The 24,847-nt window shown below is 70.8% G+C and carries 19 protein-coding genes; 13 read left to right on the top strand and 6 right to left on the bottom strand.

The features are described 5' to 3' along the window. Nucleotides 1–37 precede the first annotated feature (37 nt). From FHX81_RS34700 to FHX81_RS34685, 4 genes are all read right to left on the bottom strand, one after another. Nucleotides 38–970, bottom strand: coding sequence for an aminoglycoside phosphotransferase family protein (locus FHX81_RS34700; protein ID WP_141982724.1), 933 nt, complete (start codon nt 968–970; stop codon nt 38–40). A gap of 114 nt (nt 971–1,084) precedes the next feature. Continuing rightward, a complete protein-coding gene (locus FHX81_RS34695; RefSeq protein ID WP_141982723.1) occupies nt 1,085–2,290 on the bottom strand; it encodes a hypothetical protein in 1,206 nt (401 codons plus the stop codon). After that, the gene (locus FHX81_RS34690; protein WP_141982722.1) at nt 2,287–5,199 is read right to left on the bottom strand and encodes a DEAD/DEAH box helicase; all 2,913 of its coding nucleotides are present in this window, start codon (nt 5,197–5,199) and stop codon (nt 2,287–2,289) included. The genes FHX81_RS34695 and FHX81_RS34690 overlap by 4 nt, the downstream gene beginning before the upstream one ends. Nucleotides 5,200–5,208: 9 nt before the next feature. Next, the gene (locus FHX81_RS34685; RefSeq protein WP_141982721.1) at nt 5,209–6,201 is read right to left on the bottom strand and encodes a protein kinase family protein; all 993 of its coding nucleotides are present in this window, start codon (nt 6,199–6,201) and stop codon (nt 5,209–5,211) included. Between the two features lie 181 nt (nt 6,202–6,382). Here FHX81_RS34685 and FHX81_RS34680 point away from each other — a divergent pair, with 181 nt between their 5' ends. The 3 genes from FHX81_RS34680 (at nt 6,383) to FHX81_RS34670 (ending at nt 10,234) form a co-directional block, all read left to right on the top strand. After that, complete coding sequence (locus FHX81_RS34680; RefSeq protein ID WP_141982720.1) at nt 6,383–6,592, top strand: hypothetical protein; 210 nt, start codon at nt 6,383–6,385, stop codon at nt 6,590–6,592. A gap of 580 nt (nt 6,593–7,172) precedes the next feature. Then, the gene (locus FHX81_RS34675) at nt 7,173–8,825 is read left to right on the top strand and encodes a pectate lyase family protein (protein WP_170232282.1); all 1,653 of its coding nucleotides are present in this window, start codon (nt 7,173–7,175) and stop codon (nt 8,823–8,825) included. Between the two features lie 302 nt (nt 8,826–9,127). Next, nucleotides 9,128–10,234, top strand: coding sequence for a DUF3103 family protein (locus tag FHX81_RS34670; RefSeq protein ID WP_141982719.1), 1,107 nt, complete (start codon nt 9,128–9,130; stop codon nt 10,232–10,234). A gap of 233 nt (nt 10,235–10,467) precedes the next feature. Here the strand turns inward: FHX81_RS34670 and FHX81_RS34665 are convergent, their stop codons facing one another. Beyond that, complete coding sequence (locus tag FHX81_RS34665; RefSeq protein WP_141982718.1) at nt 10,468–11,202, bottom strand: SDR family NAD(P)-dependent oxidoreductase; 735 nt, start codon at nt 11,200–11,202, stop codon at nt 10,468–10,470. A gap of 994 nt (nt 11,203–12,196) precedes the next feature. Here FHX81_RS34665 and FHX81_RS34660 point away from each other — a divergent pair. The 8 genes from FHX81_RS34660 (at nt 12,197) to FHX81_RS34625 (ending at nt 19,702) form a co-directional block, all read left to right on the top strand. After that, a complete protein-coding gene (locus tag FHX81_RS34660; RefSeq protein ID WP_425473860.1) occupies nt 12,197–13,621 on the top strand; it encodes a non-reducing end alpha-L-arabinofuranosidase family hydrolase in 1,425 nt (474 codons plus the stop codon). 155 nt (nt 13,622–13,776) lie between these two features. Beyond that, nucleotides 13,777–14,316, top strand: a complete 540-nt coding sequence (locus FHX81_RS34655; RefSeq protein ID WP_141982717.1) for a pyridoxamine 5'-phosphate oxidase family protein — start codon at nt 13,777–13,779, stop codon at nt 14,314–14,316. 561 nt (nt 14,317–14,877) lie between these two features. Continuing rightward, nucleotides 14,878–15,786 (top strand): ABC transporter ATP-binding protein, encoded by a 909-nt coding sequence (locus tag FHX81_RS34650; RefSeq protein ID WP_141982716.1) that lies wholly within the window; start codon nt 14,878–14,880, stop codon nt 15,784–15,786. Nucleotides 15,787–15,796: 10 nt separating this feature from the next. Further along, on the top strand, nt 15,797–16,537 hold the full coding sequence (locus FHX81_RS34645; protein ID WP_141982715.1) for an ABC transporter permease: 741 nt from the start codon (nt 15,797–15,799) through the stop codon (nt 16,535–16,537). Between the two features lie 3 nt (nt 16,538–16,540). Beyond that, a complete protein-coding gene (locus FHX81_RS34640) occupies nt 16,541–17,821 on the top strand; it encodes a sensor histidine kinase (protein WP_141982714.1) in 1,281 nt (426 codons plus the stop codon). Continuing rightward, entirely contained in the window at nt 17,818–18,447 is a 630-nt protein-coding gene (locus tag FHX81_RS34635) for a response regulator (RefSeq protein WP_141982713.1), read from the top strand. The genes FHX81_RS34640 and FHX81_RS34635 overlap by 4 nt, the downstream gene beginning before the upstream one ends. A gap of 247 nt (nt 18,448–18,694) precedes the next feature. Beyond that, the gene (locus FHX81_RS34630; protein WP_141982712.1) at nt 18,695–18,901 is read left to right on the top strand and encodes a hypothetical protein; all 207 of its coding nucleotides are present in this window, start codon (nt 18,695–18,697) and stop codon (nt 18,899–18,901) included. 411 nt (nt 18,902–19,312) lie between these two features. Then, complete coding sequence (locus tag FHX81_RS34625) at nt 19,313–19,702, top strand: hypothetical protein (protein WP_141982711.1); 390 nt, start codon at nt 19,313–19,315, stop codon at nt 19,700–19,702. A 184-nt stretch (nt 19,703–19,886) separates the two neighbouring features. Here FHX81_RS34625 and FHX81_RS34620 read toward each other — a convergent pair whose 3' ends face one another. Next, nucleotides 19,887–20,108, bottom strand: coding sequence for a hypothetical protein (locus FHX81_RS34620; protein ID WP_141982710.1), 222 nt, complete (start codon nt 20,106–20,108; stop codon nt 19,887–19,889). Nucleotides 20,109–20,312: 204 nt separating this feature from the next. On the opposite strand from FHX81_RS34620, the gene FHX81_RS34615 reads away from it, so the two are divergent. Further along, nucleotides 20,313–21,443, top strand: a complete 1,131-nt coding sequence (locus tag FHX81_RS34615; RefSeq protein ID WP_141982709.1) for an epoxide hydrolase family protein — start codon at nt 20,313–20,315, stop codon at nt 21,441–21,443. A 143-nt stretch (nt 21,444–21,586) separates the two neighbouring features. Beyond that, a complete protein-coding gene (locus FHX81_RS34610; protein WP_141982708.1) occupies nt 21,587–24,838 on the top strand; it encodes an AfsR/SARP family transcriptional regulator in 3,252 nt (1,083 codons plus the stop codon). The last annotated feature ends 9 nt before the right edge of the window (nt 24,839–24,847 follow it).

Here is a 24,847-nt window from a genome sequence, read left to right as displayed (position 1 = left end):
TCCTCTTGTCACGGGCGGAGGCTCCAGCCGGTGGGTGTCACGGCGAAGGGAGGTCCCGCCAGGGCTCGGTGGCCCGCCAGGTCTGCAGCGTCGACGACAGGCCGTCGGCCAGCAGCGGGAGTTGCGGGATCATCGCCGTGGCGGCGACCATCTGGAGGTCGCGCAGGCGTTCCATGGCGCGCAGGACGTCGGTGTCGACCGCGCGCAGCCCCAGGTCGACCGCGGCGGCGTCGTAGGAGGCGATCGCCTCCTCGCCGGTGTGCGCGAGGTCCCACTCGACCGGGGCGACGCCGACGTGCTCGTAGTCGGAGTACAGCACGGCGTCGGCGGTTTCGATCAGGTTGTAGAACGGGGCGTCGCCGTGGACCACCTGGACGGGAACACCGGGGAACACCCGCGCGAAAGCGGAGGGCGACGCGATGAGGGGCGAGAGCACGGCCCACTCGGCGCGGGCGCGGGCCAGGTCGGCGGCAGGCAGCAGGTCCTCGCGCCCCTCCAGGTCGTCGAAGGCGAGGTCGACGTAGCCCTGCATCCCCGGGAAGAAGCCGACCTCGCCCGGGTACTCGGCCAGGATCGAGTGCAGGTGGGCCACCGAGGGCATGCGCTTCACCGCGTCGTAGTCGCCGGGAAGCACGCCCTCCACCTTCTCCCAGAAGGTCATCGTGAAACCGTCGCGCTCGACGGGCTCCGCCGGGACGAGCGCGCTCGGCACGACGGTCGGCTCGCCGCGCGACGCCATCCACCTCGACACGTCCAACTCCGTGCGCTGGAAGCCCGCCGAGGTGATGCCACGAGGGGTCACCACCGGCACGCGCGCGACGACCGGCGACGGCGCGAGGTCCACCACCACCGAGAAGACGTCGTACAGGACTTCAGCCTCGGACGCATCCAGCCCGAGCGCGGTTGCGGCGGCGACCGCCGCATCGCAGGCGCGTCGTGAGCGAGCGGCGCGTTCCTCCTCAGTGATCACGGACACCACTGTAGAACCCACCCACCCCCACCTGCCCGACAAGTCGAGCCCGCCCAGGCGCTCAGGCGCGACGGCGACACCTCCTGGCGACCGTGCCTCCGTGCCCGCGCGACGCTAGAGGGTGCGCGCCAACTCATCGAGTTGGGCCACGAGCGCCGTCTCACCCGACCTCTCGGCGAGGGTGCGCAACGTCTGGAGGTCGACCTCACCCACGTCGAGCTGGCGGGCGACCTGCTCGATCCGCGGCCATGCCCGCCCGGCCGCGAGCCGCGAGCGAGCCCCCAGCAGTGAGCGCGCCCGGCTGAGCAGGGCCTTCCGCCGCAACCGCACGTCGTCGCACCACGGCTGGAAGAAGCTGTCCCCGCGCACCACGAACGATCCGAGCTGGTGCAGCGGCAGCCCGCCCTCCGCGCCGAAGTCGCGGCCGGGCAGCACGACGCGCAGCAAGCCGGTGGGCAGTCGGACCAGGCGGTGTCCGGCGAGGTTGTACCGGTCGGCCCACTCCCGCGCCCGCTTCTCCTCGTGCTCCGGGTCGGCGGTGCGCTGCTCCTGCTCCAGGACGGCGGTGATGTCGGGAGTCGCCTCGACGAGCGCGCCCAGATCGGGGTCGGCCTCCCCGGCCGCCTGGGTGTAGGCCAGGTGGCGCGTTCGGCCGGTCCGCGACAGCCCGCGCACCACGATCAGGGGCAGGTACACCAGTTCCGGCGGGCCGAGTGGACGCGGGTTGTCGATTCGTTCGGGCAGGTTGAACCTGGCCCGCTCCGGGTTGCCCGACAGGGCAGGCAGTGCCGCCAGGTCGAAGCTCCACTGCGTGAACAGCCTGTGGAACCGTCCGCCGGTCGGCAGCTCGTCCGGCGGTAGCAGGGTGACCTTGCGCGGGTCGTAGCAGATTTTCGTCAGGGGACGGCTGCTGAAGCCGTCGAAGTACAGCACGCGCCGGTCCTCGTTGGTGACCTCGTAACGCCTCCCGTCCCGGACAGACCTCAGGCCGACCTCCGTCAGCCACCACCGATTACCGGTCGTCCCGAGGTGGCCGATCGCCTCCAGCGCCCGCAACGCCCGGTCGACCAGCAGCGGGTCCAACGAGAAGAACGCCGCCAGCTCGGCCGCGGTGGAGAAGCCCGCCTCGGCGATGCCGCGCGACAGGTGGCGGTCGATGAGGTCGTAGTCCTCGGCGACGACCACCGTCGCCTGCACGGTCACCTTCCACACCGGCAGGAGCAGCGAGTGGATGCGCGTCGGGACGACCCCGTGCTCGAACGCGGTGTCCTCCAGCGCTCGCAGTTCGGGGTAGGGGAACAACTTCGTCCTGCTGCTCATCGCCCACCGATCCGGCTGAGGACTTCCTCGTACTGCCTGATCTCGCCCACCGTCGCCACGTGATCGCGCAGCGCCCGCGCGAGGTCGCGGAACCCGCCGTTGCGCGCCATCGTCAACGTGTCCAGGTCACCGACGAGCACGAGCTGCTCCTTGGCCCGGGTGAACGCGACGTTGGTGCGCCGCAGTTCGCGCAGGAAGCCCACGTTGCCGTCCTGGTTGCTGCGGGTGAAGCCGTAGAGGACCACCTGGCGCTCGCCGCCCTGGAACGAGTCGACGGAGCCGACGTTCAGCCGCACGTGGCTCTCCTTGCCGATCAGCTCCACGATCGCGGCGGTGATCGCCTTGACCTGCGCGCTGTAGGGCACGATCACCGCCCACTCGCGGCCGGTCGCGTCGTAGTGCGCGGCCAACCGCGACAACAGCAGCGACTCGGCCGGGTTGTGGTAGCCGTTCCGCCGGTGCTCCCGCCGGCCGGCCGGTTGTTCACGCCGCTGCTGCACGGGCAGCCGCGCGGTGTCGACGAACACCAGTGGGCTGCCGAACACGGTGTCGTCGTGCACGCGCGTGCCGGCGGTGCGCAACCTGCCGCCGTAGAAGACCCGCGAGCTGAACTCGGCGATGACCGCGGGCATCCGCCGCTGCCACGTCAGCGGCACGACGTTCACCTGCGGCAGGCGGTCCATCAGCTGTTCGAGCGCGCTCTGCGCGAGCAGGGCCCGGATGCGCGGGTCTCCCACGTCCTGGCCCCAGGCCTCGACCTCGGAGTCGAGGAACGGCGGTAGCTGCTGCTGGTCGCCGACCAGCACCGCCCGCCGGGCCCGTACCAGCGGCACCAGCAGGTCGGCGGTGCCGATCTGCCCGGCCTCGTCGACGATCGCCAGGTCGAACTCCACGTCCGACAGCTCCGGTCGGGACGCCGTGCCGATCGTGGTGGCCGCCACGACGTGGGCGTAGCGGATCAGCTCGGGGTGCAGTTGTGTGGTGGCCCCGGAAACCTCCCGGTGCCAATCCCCGAGCAGGCGCGCACGGGCGTGGAGCAGTGGCAGTCGCGCGCGCAGCCACGACACGAGGGCCGGCAGGTCGTGCCGGACCGCCGCCGGGTCCGAGGTGTCGCGGACCACGGGTGGCGGCTCGGAACCCCCGATCGCCGCACGCGACGCGTGGGCTGCGAGGAACGCGGATTCCCGCGTCTTCTCCGCCTGCTCCCACCGCTGCGCCAGCACCGACATCCCGTGGCGCACCGCGGGCGCCTGTTCGGTGACGGCCTCCAAGTGCCGCCGGGCGTGACGCAGTTCCTCGCCATGGCCGTGCCGGGCCGCATCGAGTCGCTGGGCTCGTGACCGGAGCGCGGCACCCCGCCACCGGGCCCACCAGCCGAGGAGCGGGATCCGACCGAGTCGCGTGACCCGTTCCCCCGCCCGGTGCGCGCGAGCCGACCGCCGGTCGAGATCGGCCAGCACGGCCTCTACCTCGTCCACCCGGGCTTGGGCGGGTCCCCCGGCGGCGCGCCGGGCCGCCGCGACGCCGGCGTGCGCCTCGTCCACCTCGGTGTACGCGGCCAGCAGGGCGTCCACCCGATCGGCCAGCTCCTCGGTCCACCTCCGCGCGACCTCCAGGTCGGCGAACTCGCGCAACCCCCGGTCGACGCCCGCGAGCACCTGGCCGCGCAACTGCCGCGCCTGCTCGTCCAGCAAGTAGGGGCGACCCTCCTCGGTCACGGTGCCGGCGTTGCCGACCCGCACCACCACGAGGTCCGGTGGCAGCCTGGGCAGGATGTTGTCCACGGCCCGGTTGGAGTGCGAGGTGACGAGCACCCGCTGGGGCTGCCGCGTCCACCCGTCCCCACGTCCCGCCGCTTGTGCGACCTGGCTGATCACCCGGGTCTTGCCGGTGCCCGGCGGACCGAGCACCAGCAACAGGTCCTCGACGGCCAAGGCTCTGCGGAACGCCCGGAGCTGGTCCGGGTCGAGCTCCTCGGTCGGGGTGTCCGGTGCCTCGCCCAGTGGCCGGGTGCGGGCGTCGACCAAGGCGGTCAGCAGGTGCGGGTTGCGGGTCCGCCGGTCGCGCAGGGCGGTGATCGCCTCTCGCTGCTTCTTGAACACCACCGTGCTCGTGGTGGTCTCCAGCTCACCGGTCTTCGGCAGCAGCTTCCAGTCCACGGCTTCGTCGAACCGGACGGTCGCCACTCGGCCGTCCAACCGCACCACTTGGCCGCGGTGCTCGTCGTAGCCCTTGACTTGGACGAAGGCGCCCTCCTCCGGTGCGCCGGCCCCGCCGAGCGCGAAGCCGTACACGGCGTGCGTGCCCTGCCGCTGCTCGCCGACCGGCGCCACGTCGCGGTAGGGGTGGGGCCGCTCCCCGCTCGCAGCCGCCACGGCGACCCGCTCACCCGCGTCGACGACCTGTTCGACGGTGTCGAGGAACGCGGTGTGGTGGGGCGGGAGGGCGGGAGCCGGCGATGCGTCGGCCTGCGACCGCACGAGCCATTCCCACTGCTGCTCGATCTGCGGCCAGAACGAGCGGGCGCCTTCGCGCAGTTCGCGCAGGCTGTCCACGTGCCGCCAACCGGTCGCGCGCAGCGACAGGAAGTGCCGGGCGAGCCGGTGGTGGTCCCTGATCCGGAGCGGGTCGACCCACTTCACCTTGTACCCGCGCCCGGAGTGGGTGGGCTCCAGCCGGACCGACCAGGCTGTGCCGTAGACCAGCAGCGTGCGCCTGCCGTTCCACCGGTTGGGCTCGTCCACCGTCGCGGGCACTCCGGCCCGTGAGGCCGACAGCTCGGCCACCACTTGGGCGACGCTCTGCGGCAGCCCGGGGTGGTTGCGCGTCTTCTCCCGCAGCCGGTGGTCGTCTTCGGCGGATGCGACGACGTGGATCACCCCGGTGAGGGCCAACTGGACGGAACGCACCGTGCTCCTTCAGCGAGTGGGATGGGCGAGGCCGCGCAACCGCGTCCCGAGCACCGCGGCGCTCAGGCGCTTCGCGGGATCCGCGACCAGGGCCGCGTCGATGGCCTCGGCGAGGTCGGCGGGGATGCCGGGTTCCCAACGTCGGACGGGCAACGCCGCGCGAGGGCTCGGAGGTCGGCCGGTGACCAGGTGGTGGGCGATGGCTCCGACCTGGTGCACGTCCGTCCACGGACCTGCGGCGGCGCGTTCGAGTTGTTCGGGGGCGGGGTACTCGGGCGGTGTCGGATCGGTTCGGCCGAGATCCCGCAGCAGGAGCGCGCCGTCGTCGCGCATCAGCAACCCGGCCGGAGTCAGTGCGCCGTGCACGACTCGACGGGAGTGCAGCGCGTCGAGTGTGGCGCACAGCCCGGCCAGTGCCCGGCGCACCCGCGAAAGGACACCCGGATCGCGCACCGGTCCGTTGAGCAGCAAGGCGTCGAGGGGGTCACAGGGACGGCGCGACCGCGTTTCCGGCCACCGGGTCACGAGCGTGGTGGTGCCGCCCGGGTCCTCGACGAACTGGAGCACCGCGGGCAGTCCCGGTACTCCGCCCGACAGCCGGCGCAGGAGGTCGTGTTCCGCGGCCAGTGCCTGCTGCACCTGTCGGGTGAGCGGCGTGGCAACTCGCACATCGATCCGGCGCAACCAGCCGAACCCGTCCCGGGGCGCCAGTCCCGAGCACCGCGCCTGCCGGACGACGGCGCCGCTGTCACCTGTCGGCCGAGCACCTGCCGGTTGTTCGTGCACGAGGTACGTGACGGCGCCGACCTCGACCTCAGGCCCCAACCCGGACCGCCGGCGGTCGGTCCGATCCGGTGCCGGGGACTCGGGCGACGAGCCGACCTGGTGGTAGTGCACACCACCGTAGATGTTGCCCGCTTGGACCAGGGAACCGCTGACGGGGCCGTGCACCGCGTTGTGAGTGCTGCTCGTCCCCGACGGGGTCTGGATTTGTTCTTCCACTTCACCACTCACGGCCGACCGGACTCTCGATTGAGAATCACAGATTAGCCGCGACCGGGCTGATCAGAGCCGCAAATCTGCGGTCGAGGCCGCCCCCGGGGCCGGAACAGGCCATGTAGCATGCCCGGTTCCGATACCGTAATTGTCCGACCGAAACGGCGACACAGGAAGTGGACAGTCGATGCTCACGTTCGAGTTCTGCACCATCGAATGGCTGTGGACGGAACACTCCATCCGGATCACCCACCCCGGAGGTCAGGAGGATTTCGTCACGGGCAGTTTTCCCGAGGTGACGAAGGTGTTGACCGCGATGGGCACCCGCGGCTGGGACGTAGCCGCGTGCGCGGCTTACGACAATTGGCTCTTCTGGACCATGCGACGCCCCCTCTGAACCCGTCAACGGTTCCACGAGCCGTTGCGCGCGTACGGGGCAGAACGCGCGCAGCGGACCGGGTGTTGCGCCTCCCCGTCCGGTGGCCGCGATCGACCCGACCCGCGCCTGATGGCGGTTCGCATGCCCGCACGCGCGTTCTACCGTGCCGGCGCCGGGGTGACCGGACGCCGAGGCGTCGACACCGGCTTCCGGCGGGCCACGGGGAGACGGAATGCGACCGCCGGCGGCTCAATTGTTCACAAGTGTGATCAGCCGCTGCCGATCCTGTTCACGAGTATGACCGCCCACATTGATGCCGCAGTCGGTGGATGATCGGTTCGACCACTCTTGAGCTGGACGTTCGATCGCATTCGACACTCAGCGGACACCCACCGCCGAAACCGTCGTTGACCGGCCACTTGCGCGCCATCTAACATTCGACGAGGAGGCGATTTCCCACAACGAGGTGAGGAAGCACTTCGGACGCGTGGCATTGACCACGGCGTGCCGGTGGATTTCTCGTCGGCGGGTTCCGCCCAGCGTGAATAGTCGCCAGCGCCAGTTCCGGCGTCCGGGTAAGCCAGAATCGGAGTAGTCGATGAATGTTGAACCTCCCACCACGCGCGCCGCACGACCGCGCCGCGCGCGATGGCGCGCGGGCGCGGCAGCGGCGGCGGGCGTCACGGCGTTGGCCGCCACGCTCGTCGCCTGGCCGGTCACGACCGCTTCGGCGGCGATCGGCGCGGGCACGTACACGGTGAAGAACGTGGGCAGCGGGCACTGCCTCGACGTTCCCAACGGGACCTCGACCGCGGGCGTCCAGCTCCAGCAGGCGTCGTGCGGCACCGCCGGCAGCCAGCAGTGGACGCTCACGGCGGTCAGCGGCGGGTACCGGATCAGCTCGGTCGCCACGGGCCTGTGCGTCGGCGTGCAGGGCGCGTCCACGTCGGCGGGCAAGGCGGTCCAGCAGGTCGCGTGCACCGGCGGCGCGGGCCAGACCTGGACGGTGACCGCGAGCGGTGGCAACTACCGCCTGGTCGACACCAACAGCACCAAGTGCATGAACATCAAGGACGGCTCCACCGCCGTCGGCGCCGGCGTGCAGATCAACTCCTGCGACAGCGTGCCCACCAAGCAGTGGACGCTGACCCCGGCCAACGGGGTGACGACCACGACGTCGACCTCCACGTCCACGTCGACGTCCACCACCACGTCGACCACGACCACCACCTCGACGTCGAATCCGCCGGCGGGTGTCGCGACCGGATACGCGTCGCAGAACGGCGGGACCACCGGTGGCCAGGGCGGGGCCAGGGTCAGGGCCACCTCGGGAACCCAGATCCACCAGGCCCTGTGCAGCCGCGCCAGCAGCAGCACCCCGATCATCATCGAGGTCGAGGGCACCATCAACCACGGCAACACGGCCAAGGTCTCCGGCGACAGCTGCTCCACCGCCGCCGGCGTGATCGAGCTCAAGCAGATCAGCAACGTCACGATCATCGGCGTCGGCAGCGGAGCGGTCTTCGACCAGCTCGGCATCCACATCCGCGAGTCGCGCAACATCATCATCCGCAACGTGACGATCCGCAACGTCAAGAAGTCCGGTTCTCCCACGTCCAACGGCGGTGACGCGATCGGCATGGAGAGCAACGTCCGCAACGTCTGGGTCGACCACACCACCCTGCTCGCCTCCGGCGGCGAGTCCGAAGGCTACGACGGTTTGTTCGACATGAAGGACGACACCCAGTACGTCACCCTGTCCTACAGCACCCTGCGCAACTCCGGCCGCGGCGGCCTCGTCGGCTCCAGCGAGAGCGACCGCTCCAACGGCTTCGTCACCTACCACCACAACCTCTACGAGAACATCGATTCCCGCACGCCCCTGCTCCGCGGCGGCATCGGCCACATGTACAACAACTACTACGTCAACCTCAACGAATCCGGCATCAACTCCCGAGCCGGAGCCAGGGCCAAGGTCGACAACAACTACTTCAAGAACTCCAAAGACGTCCTCGGCACCTTCTACACCAGCGAAGCCGGCTACTGGCACGTCAACGGCAACATCTTCGACAACATCACCTGGTCCGCCCCCGGCACCGACACCAACCCCGCCGGCCCCGACGTCACCTCCACCACCATCGTGAGCATCCCCTACGGCTTCCGACTCGACCCGGCCAACTGCGTACCCGCCATCATCGGACAAACCGCGGGCGCCAACACGGGCATGAAGGAGTCGAACGGCAGCTGCTAGCGGCCGGGCTCCGCACGGCGGCTACCGAGCCACACCGGCCCGGTAGCCGCCGTTTCGACGTGCAGGCCCGAGCGCGCCCTCTCCGTGATGCCACCGGGCGCCGACTGGCCGGACCCGTCCTCGGTTCTCCCGCGGCACCGGAACCTCGTCGCACGCCGCCCACGTGCCGAACCGCACTGCGCACGTACGGGTGGTGCGGTACCCCGTTCCCCATTGACAACCGACGACGACGGTACGTGTAATTCTTTCAGATGTCACTCTGCCCACCCATCCCTGCACGCAGAGTAAAGGCAGGTACGCCCATGTCGTCGTCGCACCCCACCCGATTACTGGCCTCGACGGTCGGTGCCCTCGCGGTCACCGCCGGACTGGTGGTCGCACCGGCGCACGCCGCGCCGGCCAAGACCGCCGCCCCGACGGACTCCGTCGCCGCGGTCACCGACCGGATCGCCGCCCGGCTGGCGGCCGAGTTCGCCGACGAGGCCCGGTGGTCCGCACTGCTCCCGGCCACCTCGACCGAACCCGTGCTCCTGGCTCGTGCCGCCGAAGGCACCGCGCTCGGCCGCGCCGTGCGTGACGCCGACCGTGAAGTCCTCGCCGCCAAGGGACTGCCGCAGGACGGCACGTCCCTGCTCACCGTCCGCCTCGCGCACGCCGACATGGCCGTCGCGCTGCGCCGCGGCACCGCGCCGCTGGTCGCGTCCTCCCCCACCGACGACGCGCCGACGACCGTGACGGCCTACGACCGCACCGGCCGGCGGATCGCGCTGGCCGCGGACCGCGTGCCGCTGCGCCCGGTTTACCTGGTCGAGATCGACACGGCGACCGCGCTGACCAAGGGCACGCAGGTGCTGCGCTCGACCCTGTCGCAGCGCGGCCTGTCCCCCGCCGCCGCACGAGCGGCCGTCACACCCGCCGCGGGCTACTGGGCCACGCAGCTCACGTCGATCCACCTGAACGACGACCACGAACCGTGGCACAAGGGCGACTCGGAGATCTTCACGATCACCGCCGGGTTCGGCCTGGACGGCAAGGTCAAGGTCGACACCGCCCAGCTCCCCTACCTGGACGAGGACGGCAGGACCTACTACCCCAACCAGCTCCTGGTCCACTTCTCCGACTACAAGTACAACCTCGCCGACATCGTGATGATGGAGGAGGACGGCGGCACCAACTACCGCGACCTCGCCCTCGCGCTGACCCAGGCGTTGCTGACCATCATCGACGGCGGCGCGTACATCCCGCTGGTCAACGCGATCATCAACGCCCTGCCGGACGGCTGGTGGACCGACGACCCGGACTACGTCGACTCCTGGTACACGCTCTCGACCACCACCGCCGGCACCCTGCGCGGCGCCGCGGGCAACGGCACCATGACCGTCGCCCCCTACTGGGTCGCCCCGCTGTAACGCGCCCACCCGGGCGGCCCCGACGGCCGGTGGGTCGACCGGACCGTTGGAGGTGCCCGTCACCGACGTCACCGACGGATCACCGGTGCCACCATCCCGGCGGCGAAGCGACCGCGACCGGCGCGCGGTTCCAGGTCAACGGCCTGCAGACGAGGATCGTCTGCAGGCCGTTGACCTAGCAACAGGAGGTCACGTCACCGCCACACCCCATCACTCGACCTGATGAAGTCCTCCTAGACGATGGTGTACCCGCCGTCGGCCAGCAGGAGCGCACCCGTGACGTAGCTGGACCGCGGCGAGGCGAGGAAGAGGATCACCTCGGCGATCTCCCTCGGCTCGCTCATGCGCCGCAGTGCCGTGGTGGTGGCGGCGTTGTCGTGGACCGCGTTCCCGAACAGGTTCATGACGGTCCCGGTCGTCACCCCGCCCGGCGCGACGGAGTTCACCCGCACGCCGCTCATGCCGAACTCGACGGCCCAGTTGCGGGTCAGGGACTCCAGGGCGGCTTTCGTCGCACCGTAGGCGGCGGCGTTGTAAACCGGTGTCACGGCGGCCACGGTCGAGACGTTCACGATCGCGCCCGCGCCCTTGGCCACCATGGCGGGCGCCAACGCCGCGGTGAGGTGGAACGGCGCGAGGACGTTGACCGCGAGTAACTCCTCGAAGCCCTCGCGGGTCTGGTCGGCGGTCGACGCGAACGGGTAGATGCCCGCGTTGTTCACCAGCACGTCCACCTCGCCCGCTGCCGAGGCGAGCTCCCGCACGCCTTCCGCGGTGGACAGGTCGGCTCGGACGAACCGCGCGGTCCCGCCGTCCGCCTCGATCTCGGCGACGACGTCCGCTCCGCGCGCGGCGTCCCGGCCGTGGACGATCACGCTCGCGCCCTCGCGGGCGAACAGCTTCGCGGTCTCGTGGCCGATCCCGGCGGTAGCGCCGGTGACGAGCGCTACCTGGTTGCGCAGTTCCACGGGTGTGCTCCCTCGCAGTTCGATAAAAGGCGAAGAACGTATGCCGCACCGAGCCCCGTTCGCAAGCCCCGGCAACGGACCTGCGCGGCGACCGACCGGGTGGGGTGGGTACGGCGCAGCACGGCGGTTCCGCGTCGGAGCGCCTGCCTCGATGTAGGGCCGGACGCGACCTCTGCAACGTGCCCGGGGCACCGTCCGACCGGCCCCCTCGTGGTGCCGGACGGTGTCGCAGGGACATCTCGGGACGCACGGCTACCGCGCAGGTCAACCCTCCTCCACCTCGGCCGCGGGCACCGCGCAGGACGTTCACGAATCATCGCCATCTGGCTCCACGCCCACCGCGGTCGACCGCGCCGCCGCACACCACAACATCAATGTTTGCGCTAACACGCAGTCGCGATGACACTCTCCCGGCGCGACAAGCGACGCCCACTGGGCCGCAGCACCCACCGCTGAACTGCACATTCGACATTGTTCGATAGTGAAGTCGCGATCCATTCGAATCGTTAGCGCTCACAACGGGACCGATCAACTCGTTGACGCTGCGCACTCGGGTAGCTACATTGATCGAAAGATGAAGGGCTTCTCCCGAAACAATCGGTCAGACCGCCGGGGTTGACCGAAGGCCTCGGACCCGCGGTGATCGTGCGCCGCGGACGACAGGTCCACGATCTCGAAGCCGATGTGGCGGTTGCTGTACCTGATGTTCCTCGGACTCGGCGGGCGGCATGGTGCTTCACAGTCGATCAGCCCCGGACAAGAAGGACGAACCGGCGTGCGCCTCCCCGCTACTGGCCTTCCTGCACCGCGCCCCGCCTGATGCTCTCGCGAGGCGAGTCGTGGATCCGGCTGGGCCGGTGCCCACCGCCCGGGGCGGTCGGGCGCGGTCTCTCCGCCGGTTCGCTCAGCAGTGTCGCGTCGGCGATCGGACAAGTGCTCCACCGATCGCGCCCACTTCCGGATCGACTTGCGCAACGTCCACGAAGGAGACGTCATGTCCGTGCAACGACGCAGCTTCATGACAAGGTTCAGAGCGGCTCACGTTGGCGCCGCATCGGTGAGTGCCGTGGTGCTGGCTTCGACGGCGGTGCTCGCGGCCATGCCGGCGGGCGCCGCGGCCGCGGGGTGTTCGGTGAACTTCGCCGTGGCGTCCCAGTGGCAAGGCGGGTTCAGCGCCAACGTCTCGATCACGAACCTGGGCGACCCGCTGAACGGGTGGACGTTGACGTGGTCATTCGGCGCCGACCAGACGGTGACGCAGGCGTGGAGCGCGTCGGTGACGCAGAGCGGGTCGGCGGTGACGGCGAAGAACGTGAGCTACAACGGCTCGATCCCCACCGGCGGTTCGGCGTCTTTCGGCTTCAACGGGTCGTGGACGGGCAGCAACCCGGTTCCGACGACTTTCGCGTTGAACGGCGTGACGTGCACCGGTAGCACGACAACGACGACCTCGCCGACAACAACGAGCACGACGACTTCGACGACCACGACGACCACCCAGCCCGGTGGCACGTGCTCGCTCCCGTCGACCTACCGCTGGACCTCGACGGGGTCGCTGGCGAACCCGAGGTCGGGCTGGGTGTCGCTCAAGGACTTCACCTACGTCCCGTACAACGGCAAGCACCTGGTCTACGCGACCACGCACGACACCGGCACGCGCTGGGGATCGATGAACTTCGGGCTCTTCGGCAACTGGTCCGAGATGGCCTCGGCGCCGCAGCAGGCCATGAACATCAGCACCGTCGCGCCCACGCTGTTCTACTTCGCCCCGAAGAACATCTGGGTGCTCGCCTACCAGTGGGGCGGCACGGCGTTCAGCTACCGGACCTCGACCGACCCCACCAACCCCAACGGGTGGTCGGCGCAGCAGACCCTGTCCACGGCCAGCATCACCGGCTCCGGCACCGGCCCGATCGACCAGACCATCATCGGCGACAGCCAGAACATGTACCTGTTCTTCGCCGGTGACAACGGCAAGATCTACCGCCAGGTCATGCCGATCGGGAACTTCCCCGGCAGCTTCGGCTCCTCCTACACCACGATCATGAGCGACACGACCAACAACCTGTTCGAAGCGGTCGAGGTGTACAAGGTCCAGGGCCAGAACCAGTACCTGATGATCGTCGAGGCCATCGGCTCCAACGGCCGCTACTTCCGCTCCTTCACCTCCAGCAGCCTCAGCGGTTCCTGGACCCCGCAGGCCGCCACCGAGAGCAACCCGTTCGCGGGCAAGGCCAACAGCGGCGCCACCTGGACCAACGACATCAGCCACGGCGACCTGGTCCGCGCCAACGCCGACCAGACCAAGACCATCGACCCCTGCAACCTCCAACTCCTCTACCAAGGCCGCAGCCCCAACTCCGGCGGCGACTACGGCCTGCTGCCCTACCGACCGGGCGTGCTGACACTGCGACGCTGACCACCCGACACCTCCTCTCCGACCGGGCCGGCAGCCCCACCCTCACCGGGTGGGGCTGCCGGCCCGCCAGGACCATGGCCCCGCTGCGGCCGCGTCGACCGGCTCCGCGTCGGCGACGAGCCGACACTGTCGGTGGGGGCTGATTAACTGGCCGAATGTTCGAGACTCCCGACGAACTCCACAGCCTCCAAGTCCTGCTCGACACGTCCCTGGCCGACTCCAGCAGCCACCTCAGATCGATCATCCGGCCAGGTGAGAGCACGTTGGACGCCGTGCAGGTCGTCCGAGTCTGCCAAGGCATGTGCACCCTGGCCATCGCCACCGTCACCCGGCGCGGTGAGCCGCGCATCAGCGGCGCCGACGGGCACCTCCTGCACGGCCGCTGGATCTTCGGCACCCACCGCCAGGCCGCCAAAGCCCGTCATCTCGCGGCACGGCCCGGCATCAGCGCGACCTTCATGCGCGGCGAGCAGCTCGGCATCTTCACGCACGGCCACGCCGTTCCGCTGAACCCCGAGGGGACGAGCGGCGACCCGACCTGGCCGGCGATCCGCGACCACCTCGTCAAGCACTACGACGGCGACAGCGACGACCCGTTCTGGGACGAGAACGTCTGGTACCGCATCGACCCAAGCTGGATGGTCGCCTACAGCACCGATCCCGCCGGGCTGCTCAACCAACGACCGTCACCCTGAAGTGAGCTCGCGCGGGTCCACTACAGGCCGTCACTCCGGGCCGGTCGCGGTTGACGTCTTCACGTGTCCGACCTGCTTGAGAGGAACGTCTGCCCGCAGGTCCGCAGGTCCGCAGGGACTGCGGCGCGGTGCCGGCACACGCGGTCCAGGAGGTCTTCGGAGCCGCGGACCTCGGGGGCGAAGCGCTGGGGTGGACAGCACCGGGTCGCACGACCTGCTCCGAGGACAAGTCCGTGTCGCAAGTGGAGGCGCGGCCACGCCGACGGCTGCCGTCCTCGACCCGCGGAGCGCAAAGACGTCCTGCGACGGTGATCGCAGCGCTCCTGCACGACGGCCCACTGGGCGATGTCCAACACAATGAGCCGCGTCCCCGCCGGCCAAGCCACCGAACCCGGCGATCGGGCGCGGGCGGCGGTCGAGCCGCCGCTACCGGTGTCCGGCCGTGCGGGCACGGCTCCCCTCCATCCTCCGATCGGAGGATGGAGGGGGTCTACCGCGTCCGCGGTGATCCCCGCCTCCGTGGTCGATCCGGCGCGCTCCCGCGGACGGCAGGCTTTCCGCATGGCGATCATCGAGGTACACGACCTCGTCAAGCGCTACGGCGACCACACCGCGTTGGACGGGGTCGGTTTCGTCGTCGAGCAAGGCGAGATCTTCGGCATCCTGGGTCCCAACGGGGCCGGCAAGACCACGACCGTCGAGTGCGTCGAGGGGTTGCGCACCCCGGACGGCGGGACCATCCGCGTCTGCGGCCTCGACCCGCGACGCGACACCGCCGAACTGCGGCAGTTGCTCGGCGCACAGCTGCAGGAGAGCGAACTGCCCGACAAGCTCAAGGTCCGCGAGGCGCTGGAGCTCTACAGCTCCTTCTACCGCCGGCCCGCCGACTGGCGCGAGCTGGTGGAGGTCCTGCACCTGGCCGACAAGCTCGACACGCAGTTCCGGCGGCTGTCCGGCGGGCAGAAGCAGCGGCTGTCGATCGCGCTCGCGCTGATCGGCGACCCGCGGGTGGCCGTGCTGGACGAGCTGACCACCGGCCTGGACCCCCAGGCCCGTCGCGACGCCTGGGACCTCATCGCGGGCGTCCGCGACCGCGGTGTGACGATCCTGCTGGTCACGCACTTCATGGAGGAGGCGGAACGGCTCTGCGACCGGCTGGCCGTGATCGACTCCGGTCGGGTCGTCGCGCTCGACTCGCCGGCCGGGCTGGTCTCGCGGATCGGTGACCGGCAGCGCATCCGCTTCCGGCCGTCCGGGCCGCTGGACCACGCCGTGCTGACGGCGCTGCCGGAGGTCGCCTCCGTCCAGCAGGCCGGTGACCGGCTGCTGGTGACCGGCACGGGGGACCTGCTGCTCGCGGTCACCGCCGTGCTGGCCCGCCACCGGATCACCGCGGCCGAGCTGCGGGTCGAGCAGACCTCGCTGGACGACGCGTTCGTCGCGCTGACCGGCCGCCCCGCCCACCCCTGAGGAGACCACCGTGCCCGCCCTGTCCCGACTCACCGCCACCGAGACCAGGCTGTTCTTCCGGGAGCCGGTGCTCGTGTTCTTCACGCTCGCCTTCCCCCCGCTGCTGCTGGTCGTCTTCGGCGCCATCCCCGCGATGCGCGAACCCTCCGACGACGCGGTCGGCCTGAGGGCGATCGACCTGTACGTCCCGATCACCGTCGCGTTGGGCCTGGCCATGTTCGCGCTCAACTCCCTGCCGCAGCTGTTCGCCACCTACCGGGAGAAGGGCGTGCTGCGGCGCATGCGGACCACACCGGTCGAGCCGAGGGCCATGCTCGGCGCGCAACTGCTGATGGCCCTGGCCCTGTCCGCGGCGACCGCGCTGGTCGTGCTCGCCATCGGCCGGATGGCGTTCGGCGTGAGCCTGCCCCGGCACCTGCCCGCCTACCTGGTGGGCTACCTGCCGACGGCGCTGGCGATGTTCACGATCGGCCTGCTCATCGCGTCCCTGGCGTCGACCGGCAAGAGCGCCGGCGCGATCGGGACACTGGTGTTCTTCCCGCTCGTGTTCTTCGCCGGCCTGTGGTTGCCGCGCGAGAGCATGCCCGACGTCCTGCGCTCGATCAGCGACTTCACCCCGCTGGGCGCGGGCGTGCAATCATTGCAGGACGCCACGGTCGGGCACTGGCCGCAGCCGCTGCACCTGGCCGTGGTGCTGGGTTGGGCGGTCCTGGCCGGGATTCCGGCCGCGCGGTACTTCCGCTGGGAGTAGGTCGTGGGCATCGAGGCCGAGTTGCGCGAGGAGTTCGACCGCTGGGAGCGCAAGGAGATCGCGGTCCTGAAGGTGCTCCCGTACCCGCTGTTGGCGGTCAGCGTCCTGTTCACCCTGGTGCAGCCGCTCTGGAACGCGCAGGTGCACCTTCCCGCGACGCTCGGCCTTGCGACCGTGCTCACCGCGTGGGTGCTGTGGTTCCACACGCTGCACCCTGAGTCGCACCGCAACGATCCGCTGATGGGCCTGTACTACACGGGGCTCGTCGCGCTGACCGCTTGCCTGGTGCTGCTCACGCCCTGGTTCGGCTTCTTCGCCTTCATCGGCTACGTGCACGCCTTCCAGTACCTGAAGGGCCGGTGGCGGTACGTCGGTGTGGCCGTCACCTCCGCGGTCGCGGCGGTCTCCTACGTGGGAGGGTCGGCCCGCATCACCGCCGAGGAGTGGTGGAAGTGGCCCGCCGTCAGCGCCATCACCATGGTGCTCGCCACGGCGGCCTTCCACGCCGACGTGATGTCCCACCGGCGCAACGACCGGCAGAAGCGGGCGCTGGTCGAGCTGCACAGGGCCAACACCGAACTGGAGAACGCGCTGGCGGAGAACGCGGGCCTGCACGCCCAGCTGCTGGTGCAGGCCCGCGAGGCCGGCGTGCTCGACGAGCGCCAGCGGATGGCACGGGAGATCCACGACACCCTGGCCCAAGGCCTGGCCGGCATCCTCACCCAGCTCCAAGCCGCTGAGCAGGCGTCGGCCGAACCGGTGACGTCGCGCCGGCACGTGGCGAACGCGATGGAGCTGGCCCGTGAGAGCCTCGCCGAAGCCCGTCGGACCGTGCACGCGGTGGGACCGTCCGCACTCGCGGAGGCCCGCTTGCCGGACGCGATCGGCGACGTGGCCAGGCGCTGGTCGGAGGTGAACCGCGTCGAAGCGGTGCTGACCACGACCGGCGACGCCCGACCGATGCACACCGACGTCGAGGTGGCGCTGCTGCGGACCGCGCAGGAGGCGCTCACCAACGTCGCCAAGCACGCACGAGCCGGTCGGGTCGCCCTCACCCTGTCGTACATGGAGGACCTGGTGACACTCGACGTGCTGGACGACGGAGTGGGTTTCGCACCCGACGCCAAACGCGCCGGCGGTTCCCCGGACGGGGGCTTCGGACTCGCCGGCATGCGCCAGCGGGTGCAGCGCCTCGCGGGGCGGCTGGACGTCGAGTCCGAGCCGGGTGGTGGCACCGCGATCACGGTGACGGTGCCGGCGATCCCCGCCGGGAGCGGGAGTTGATCTCGCTGCTGATCGTCGACGACCACCCGGTGGTGCGGGACGGGCTGCGGGGCATGTTCGGCGCCGATCCGCGCTTCGAGGTGCTCGGCGAAGCCTCTGACGGCGCGGAGGCGGTCACGGCCGGGGAGCGGCTCCGCCCCGACGTGATCCTCATGGACCTGCGCATGCCCGGCACCGACGGGGTCAACGCCATCAGGGAGTTGGCGAAGCGGGGCGTGCCGTCGCGGGTGCTGGTGCTCACCACGTACGACACGGACAGCCACGTGCTGCCGGCCATCGAAGCCGGTGCCACCGGCTACCTGCTCAAGGACGCGCCGAGGGAGGAACTCGTCCGCGCGGTGGAGGCAGCGGCACGGGGGCAGGCGGTGCTCTCCCCCACCGTCGCGACCCGGCTCCTGGGGCAGGTGCGCAGACCGGCCCCGGCGCCGCTGTCGCAGCGCGAGCTGGAGGTCTTGGAGCTGATCGCCCGCGGCTCGACGAACCGCGAGGCGGCGAAGCGGTTGTTCATCAGCGAGACGACGGTCAAGACCCACCTGCTGCACGTGTACGCCAAGCTGGGCGTCAACGACCGGGCAGCCGCCGTGGCCGCCGCGTTCTCCCGGGGCTACCTGACAGCGCAGGACTGACGGCCGACCGAGCCCGGGCAGTCCCGGGCGAACGAGGTGACCGACCGGGCCGCCAGGAAGCTGTGCGGCTCGGTCACCCGGCGCTCCCGCTCCGGGGCGGGGCCGGCGGCATGTGCGGCTGAGTGCACACCATGTCGACCGGCGACCGCGCGGTGAACGGCTGCGGGTTCGGGTACTTCCGGCGTTCGAACGCGGTGGACCGGGGGGTCGGCCGCGGCACGAGGGGTCGACGCAGTGCCGGCTCGCGGTGTCGTCGTGGTTCCGCACCGCGACCAGCACCCCGGACGGCCGCGGCACCCGGGCGATCCCGGTGAGCACCGGTCCGAACCGGGACCAGTGCGGCGCCTACCCGGCGAACACCGCGTCCACCGCCGACTTCCCGGTGCCCGCCGCGAGCGCCGCGCAGCCCTCAGTGGACGGTCTGGACCGGTGGGAGGGGCGCAGGTCCGCGTAGGCGCGTGCGACAGGGCCGAGCGCGAAGGCCCGCTCCGCGGTGCCGTGGTCACGGTGCGCCCTGCGCTCCTGCCCTTCACCCGGGGTCGGGCTCGGGCGCAGTGCGGAAGACCGGGCACCCGCACCGCGAACCGAGCGCCCACCGTGCCCGGAGAGGAACCCGACGGTGCCCGGCCGCGCAGTCCACCGCGGCCGTGACCCCACGGCACCAGGCCCGGTCCACGGGGTCGGGTCGACCAATTCGGATGCCGTTCCACCTGCCCTGATACACGATTCCGGACGGAGGTTCGGCATGCGATCACCAGGGCTACGGTGATCCTGCTCTGATCGAGTGTTCCCGGTTCCGCGCGCCCCGGGCGCGAGTGATCCTTGCTCCGACCGCGGCTCTGCGGATTCGGAAGGATGGGATTCAGTGTCGAGAACCGTTCAGCGGGTGGCAGTGGTGGTGTTCGCGGTCCTGGCGTTGGCCGGGATGGGAGTGGCGGGCGCGCAGGCATCGGTGGCGTTGGTCGAACGGGAGGTGACGACCCTGCCCGTGCCGCCCCTCCAGCCCGCCGAGGGGAAGATCCAGACTTCGTCGATCAACTGCATCTGGACGTACACCCCCGGTCGGAACTCGTCGATCTGGGTCAACTGCTACCAGATCGGTGGTGGCGCGTCCGGCTACTCGGTCTCGGTGTCGTGCAGTGACGGCAGCGTCCACGACAGCCCGGTGGTCCGGTTCGGCGGTTTCGGCTCCGCGACGGCCTACTGCCCCGGGGCGACGAGGATGGTCAGCTTCACCGTCTGGGCCCACTACTGAGCACCGCGCGACAGCGGTCCGCGCGGCCCGGTGGTCGTGCGGACCGCTGTCCGCGTCGGAGGTCGGATCGGTCGAGGGTTGTCGTCGACACACCCCGACCAGTCCTCGGCGGCCCGATCGACGAGTGCGAATCCACCGCTCCATAAGCACTGGTCAAGCCATATGGCACTTCTGGACACCCACATCACCGCTCACCGCTCACCGCGCTGCCGAGCAGCGGAAGTTGCCCCTGCACGTCGAGGATGTCGCTCTTGAGCCGCTCGTCGCGCACCGGTCGCGCCGAAGCCGGGCGTATCTTGGCCGCGTAGTAGGAGGACCGAGCGATCCGTACGCCTGCCTGGCGCAGGACACGACAGATCTGCTCGACCTCGACCTCCTGCTTGTGCCGGTCGATGTAGTCGATCACCGTTGCGCGGGGCGATCGGGCCCCGCCGCGAAGAAACTCGCCGCGGACACCAGGATCTCGTTGGCGTGCCTCACTTCCGCCAACTCGACAGCCCGCAGACCGTCAAGAAGTACGACATCGTGTCCCCCGATGTGTCCGCGGTCATGGCCACGACCTCCGTCTTTAGGAACGAGGCTTTCCTATAGGCACTCTAGCGTCTGTGCCATGACGAACACGGAGATCCGCCCCTTCCGCATCCAGGTCACGCAGGCCGAGCTGGACGACCTCACCGGTCGCCTCGACCGCACCCGCCTGCCACAACCGGCGCCGGGCGACACCTGGGAACACGGCACCCCCAACCACTACCTGCGGGAAGCCGTGACGGCATGGCGCGCGTTCGACTGGCGCGCCGCCGAGCGGCGCATCAACGCCCACCCGCACTTCGTCACCCGGATCCAGGACCAGCCGATCCACTTCATCCACGCCCGGTCACCGCACGAGGACGCGACACCGCTGCTGCTCGCGCACACCTACCCCGGCTCGTCGGTCGACTACCTCGACATGATCGGCACGCTCACCGACCCCGTCGCCCACGGCGGCCGCGCCGAGGACGCCTTCCACGTCGTCGTGCCGGACGCACCCGGCTTCGGCTTCTCCACCCCGGTCACCGAACCGGGCTGGACCACCGCCCGCGTGGCCCGCGCCTACGACACCCTCATGCGCCGCCTCGGCTACCAGCGCTACGGCGTCCACGGCTCCGACCACGGCGCGATGGTCGCCCGCGAACTCGGCGTCCTGGCCCCGCGGGGCTTCCTCGGCCTGCACGTGCTGCAACTGTTCTCCTTCCCCTCCGGCGACCCCGCCGAGTTCGAACGACTCCAACCCCACGACCACGCCGGCCTGGAGCACATGCGGTGGTTCCAGAAGGTCGGCGGCTACACCACCATGAACGCCGGCAGGCCCCAGACGATCGCGGCCGGGCTCAGCGACTCGCCGATCGGGCTGCTGGCCTACAGCGAGCTGTTCAACTCCTTCGGCAACGGCACGTCCCTGGTGCCCCTGGACACCATCCTCACCGAGGTGTCGGTCAACTGGTTCGCGAACGCCGCCGCCGGCATGGCCCGCTCCTACCACGACAACGCCGCCCCCACCGGGCAGCCCGCCCCGATCAACGCCGCCCCGACCGGCGTGGCCGTCTTCGCCGACGACTTCCAGACCATCAAGACCTTCGCGGAACGCGACAACCCGACCATCGTGCACTGGAGCCGCTTCGACAAAGGCGGCCACTTCGCCGCACTCGAAGTCCCCGAAATCCTGGCCGACGACATCCGGGCGTTCTTCACCGCACTGCGATGACCTCCCGGGAACGACCTCCACACCGTGGCAGCGGACCTCGAAGAACCCGACCGCGCGATCCCCGCACCACTCGAAATCGGTAGGCCCGCTCGGCCTGCCCTTGTACTGTCCGGCCGGCGCCGATGTGACTGGAGCTCAACTCGATGACGGCGAAGACGACGCTGCCCGCTGTCCACGTCCGCGTGCTCGGAACCGTCTCCGTCGACGTCGACGGGAAGCCCGTACCGCTCGGTGGCACGAAGCCCAAGACGCTCCTGGCGGGACTGCTGGCCAAGGTGGGCACCGCGGTCGGTACGGCCGAACTCGTCGACTTGATCTGGGGGCCCCGTCCGCCCGCCTCGGCGAGGGCGATGGTCCAGACGTACGTGTCCACGCTGCGGAGCGCGTTGCGCAAGGCCGGTGCGCCTGAGCTCGTCGTCGCGGACGCGGCCGGCTACCGGATCGTCCTCGGGGCGGCCCGCTACGACCTGCGGGAGTTGGAGGACGCCGTCCGGACCGCACGTGGTCTGCTCACCGGGGGCGAGTTCGAGCAGGCCGCCGCACTCCTGCGCGCCGCCGCCGACCTGTGGCGCGGACCTGCGTTCGGCGGGCTCGGGGACGGCTTCCTGCGCGCCGAGGCCGAACGGCTCGACGAACTGCGGCTGGCCGCGCTGGAATTGCGGATCACGGCCGAGATCGAATGCGGCCACCACGAGCAGCTCATCCCGGAGCTGCGCGGGTTGACCGCACAGCACCCGCTGCGGGAGTCGTTCTGGGCCTCGCTGCTGCTCGGGCTCGGCGGCTCGGGGCAGCAGTCCGCGGCGCTCGCGGCCTACGAGCGGATCCGCACCGCTCTGCGGGAGGAGTTCGGCGCGAGCCCCGGACCGCGGTTGCGGGAGGCGTACGAGAAGGTGCTCCGAGAGGAGCTGCGGCCCGCGGCGCGATCCGCCGCCGAAGTGCCGAGGCAACTGCCCGCCGACCTGGCGAGCTTCGCCGGCCGCACGGCGGACCTCGCCGCGCTCGACGGCCTGCTGCCCGCGCCGGGGGCGTCCGCGCCCCGCGTCATCGCACTGGTGGGGCCGGGCGGGATCGGCAAGACCGCACTCGCCGTGCACTGGGCGCACCGGGCGCGTGACCAGTTCCCGGATGGCCAGCTGTTCGTCGACCTGCGCGGTTACGACGCCGTGTCACCGGTTTCCCCGGAACAGGCGGTCACCAGGTTCCTGCGCGCGGTCGGGGTGTCGGCGCAACGCGTCCCCGCGACGCTGGACGAGCAGGTCGGCCTGTACCGCTCCCTGCTGGCAGGCAAGCGGGTGATGCTGGTGCTGGACAACGTGGCGAGCGCCGAGCAGGTTCGGCCGCTGCTGCCGACCGATCCCGGCTGTCTCGCCCTCGTGACCAGCCGCAGCGACCTCCGCGGCATGACCGTGCTGAACGACGTGCACGTCCGCTGCCTCGATGTGCTGACCGCCGGGGATTCCCGGGACCTGCTGGTCGAGCTGTGCGGTCGCGACCTCGTCGGTGCGGAGCCCGTCGCGGCCGACCGGCTCGCCGTGCTGTGCGGGCACCTGCCGCTCGCCCTGCGCATCGCCGCCGCGAACCTGCGGGGCCGCCGGTACACCCGGATCTCCGAGTACGTGGCGGCCCTGCGCGAGGACCGGCTCGCCGAGCTCGCCATCCACGACGACCCGGCGGTCGCCGTACGAGCCACGTTCCACCTGTCGTACGCAGCACTCGACCCGGAGGCGCGGCGGCTGTTCCGCCTGCTCGGCCGGGCACCGGGAGCCGATTTCACCCAGGCCGCCGCAGTGGCGCTCGCCGGCGCGGAGGCCGGTGTCCGGCGGTCACTCGACCGGCTCGTCTCGGCGAGCCTGCTCAACCGGTGCCCTGGCGGCCGGTACCAGTTCCACGACCTGATCCGCGAGTACGCGGCCTACCTCGCACGGACGGAAGACCTCCCGGAGCCGTCGCGTGCCGCCGACACCCGCTTGTTCGACCACTACTTGGCGAACGCCTCCGCCGCGTCCTCGTTCTTCTGCGTCACCGCCCAGCGCGTCCGGCGGAGGGTGAGCGCCGAACCGAACCCGTTCGAGAACGGCGGGGTCGCGATCGACTGGTTGGACGCCGAGCGGATGAACCTGGTGGCCGCGGTGGAGCACGCCGCTTCCGACCCCGCGACACGGCGCTACTGCGGCTGGTTCACCGACTCGCTGCGCGGCTACTTCGCCGCGCGGGGGCACGGAGCCGACGGGCTCGCCGTGGCCGCGGCGACGCTGGCCGCCGCGAGTGGATCCGGCGATCCCCAGGCCGAGGTCTCCGCGCACTCGCTGCGCGGCTTGATCTCCTACAACCTGAGCGACTACCACCAGGCCGCTGCCGAGCACGCGTTGGCGCTCGCGGCGAACGAGCGGCGACCGGACCCGGCCGCCGAGGTCGAGTGCCACCACAACCTCGGTCGGGTGCACGCCCAGCTCGGCAGACCCCGCGAAGCCATGCTGCACCACGAGCGCGCGTTGGCCATCGCGAAGGCCGTGGGCGACGAGGTCATCGCGGCCAGGGAGGTCAACTACATCGGTGTCGCGCACCTGTCGCTCGGCGACATCGACGAGGCGACCCGGTGCCACGCGGAGGCGCTGGACGTCAGCGAGCGCCACGGCGACGTGATCGTGCGGCTGCCCGCGCTGAACGGCCTGGGTCTCGCCCACTGGACCGCCGGACGTCTGACCGAGGCCGCCGAACGCCACCAGGAGTGCGTCGAGCTGTGCGGTCGCTGGGGTCTGTGGCACAACCTCGCCGCCTCGCTCGTGTGCCTGGCGGAGACTTGCTGCGACCTCGGTCGGTACGCCGAGGCGGCGACCCACGCCCGCGAAGCGCTGGAGCGCGGCAGGCGGATCGGCGAGCGCAGGCACGAGGCCAGCGCCCTGGAGATCATCGCCACGGTCCGCCTGCGACAGGGCGAGGTCGAGGAGAGCATCCGCGACTACCTGGACGCGCTCGCCCTCGCGTCGAAGATCGGCTTCCGCTACGCCGAGGTGTCGACCCTCATCGGGCTCGCCGCCGCCCACCGCACCGCCGGCCGCTCGGACGAAGCCGTGCTGCACGTCCGGCGCGCCCTGTCCAGGATGGATGAGACCGGCATGGAGGTGCTCCGGGGAGTGGCGCTGGTCGAACTCGCCGCCGGTGAGCTCGCCCGCGGTGACCTGGAGGAGGCGGCGGCGCGGGTCACCCGGGCGTTGGAGATCACGGTCGGGGCGGGCCAGCGGCTCAACGAGGCTCGGGCGCGCGCGGTGCTGGGCCGGGTCCGGCACGCGGAAGGGGACGTTGCCGCCGCCGCCGAGCAGTGGCGCGTGGCAGTGGAGATCTTCACCGAGATCGGCGCCCCGGAAGCCGACGAGGTCACCGCGTTGCCGGAGTGAGGCGGAAGG

Source organism: Saccharothrix saharensis (assembly GCF_006716745.1).
Lineage (GTDB): Bacteria > Actinomycetota > Actinomycetes > Mycobacteriales > Pseudonocardiaceae > Actinosynnema > Actinosynnema saharense.
Note: the sequence above shows the minus strand (reverse complement) of the source record. Positions and strands in the feature narration are given on the sequence as shown.

Coding starts and splice junctions, on each gene's coding strand:
- FHX81_RS34655 (WP_141982717.1), top strand. CDS start 13,777: ATGTTCGAGACTCCCGACGAACTCCACAGCCTCCAAGTCCTGCTCGAC.
- FHX81_RS34660 (WP_425473860.1), top strand. CDS start 12,197: ATGTCCGTGCAACGACGCAGCTTCATGACAAGGTTCAGAGCGGCTCAC.
- FHX81_RS34675 (WP_170232282.1), top strand. CDS start 7,173: ATGAATGTTGAACCTCCCACCACGCGCGCCGCACGACCGCGCCGCGCG.
- FHX81_RS34615 (WP_141982709.1), top strand. CDS start 20,313: ATGACGAACACGGAGATCCGCCCCTTCCGCATCCAGGTCACGCAGGCC.
- FHX81_RS34610 (WP_141982708.1), top strand. CDS start 21,587: ATGACGGCGAAGACGACGCTGCCCGCTGTCCACGTCCGCGTGCTCGGA.
- FHX81_RS34680 (WP_141982720.1), top strand. CDS start 6,383: ATGCTCACGTTCGAGTTCTGCACCATCGAATGGCTGTGGACGGAACAC.
- FHX81_RS34670 (WP_141982719.1), top strand. CDS start 9,128: ATGTCGTCGTCGCACCCCACCCGATTACTGGCCTCGACGGTCGGTGCC.
- FHX81_RS34650 (WP_141982716.1), top strand. CDS start 14,878: ATGGCGATCATCGAGGTACACGACCTCGTCAAGCGCTACGGCGACCAC.
- FHX81_RS34695 (WP_141982723.1), bottom strand. CDS start 2,290: ATGAGCAGCAGGACGAAGTTGTTCCCCTACCCCGAACTGCGAGCGCTG.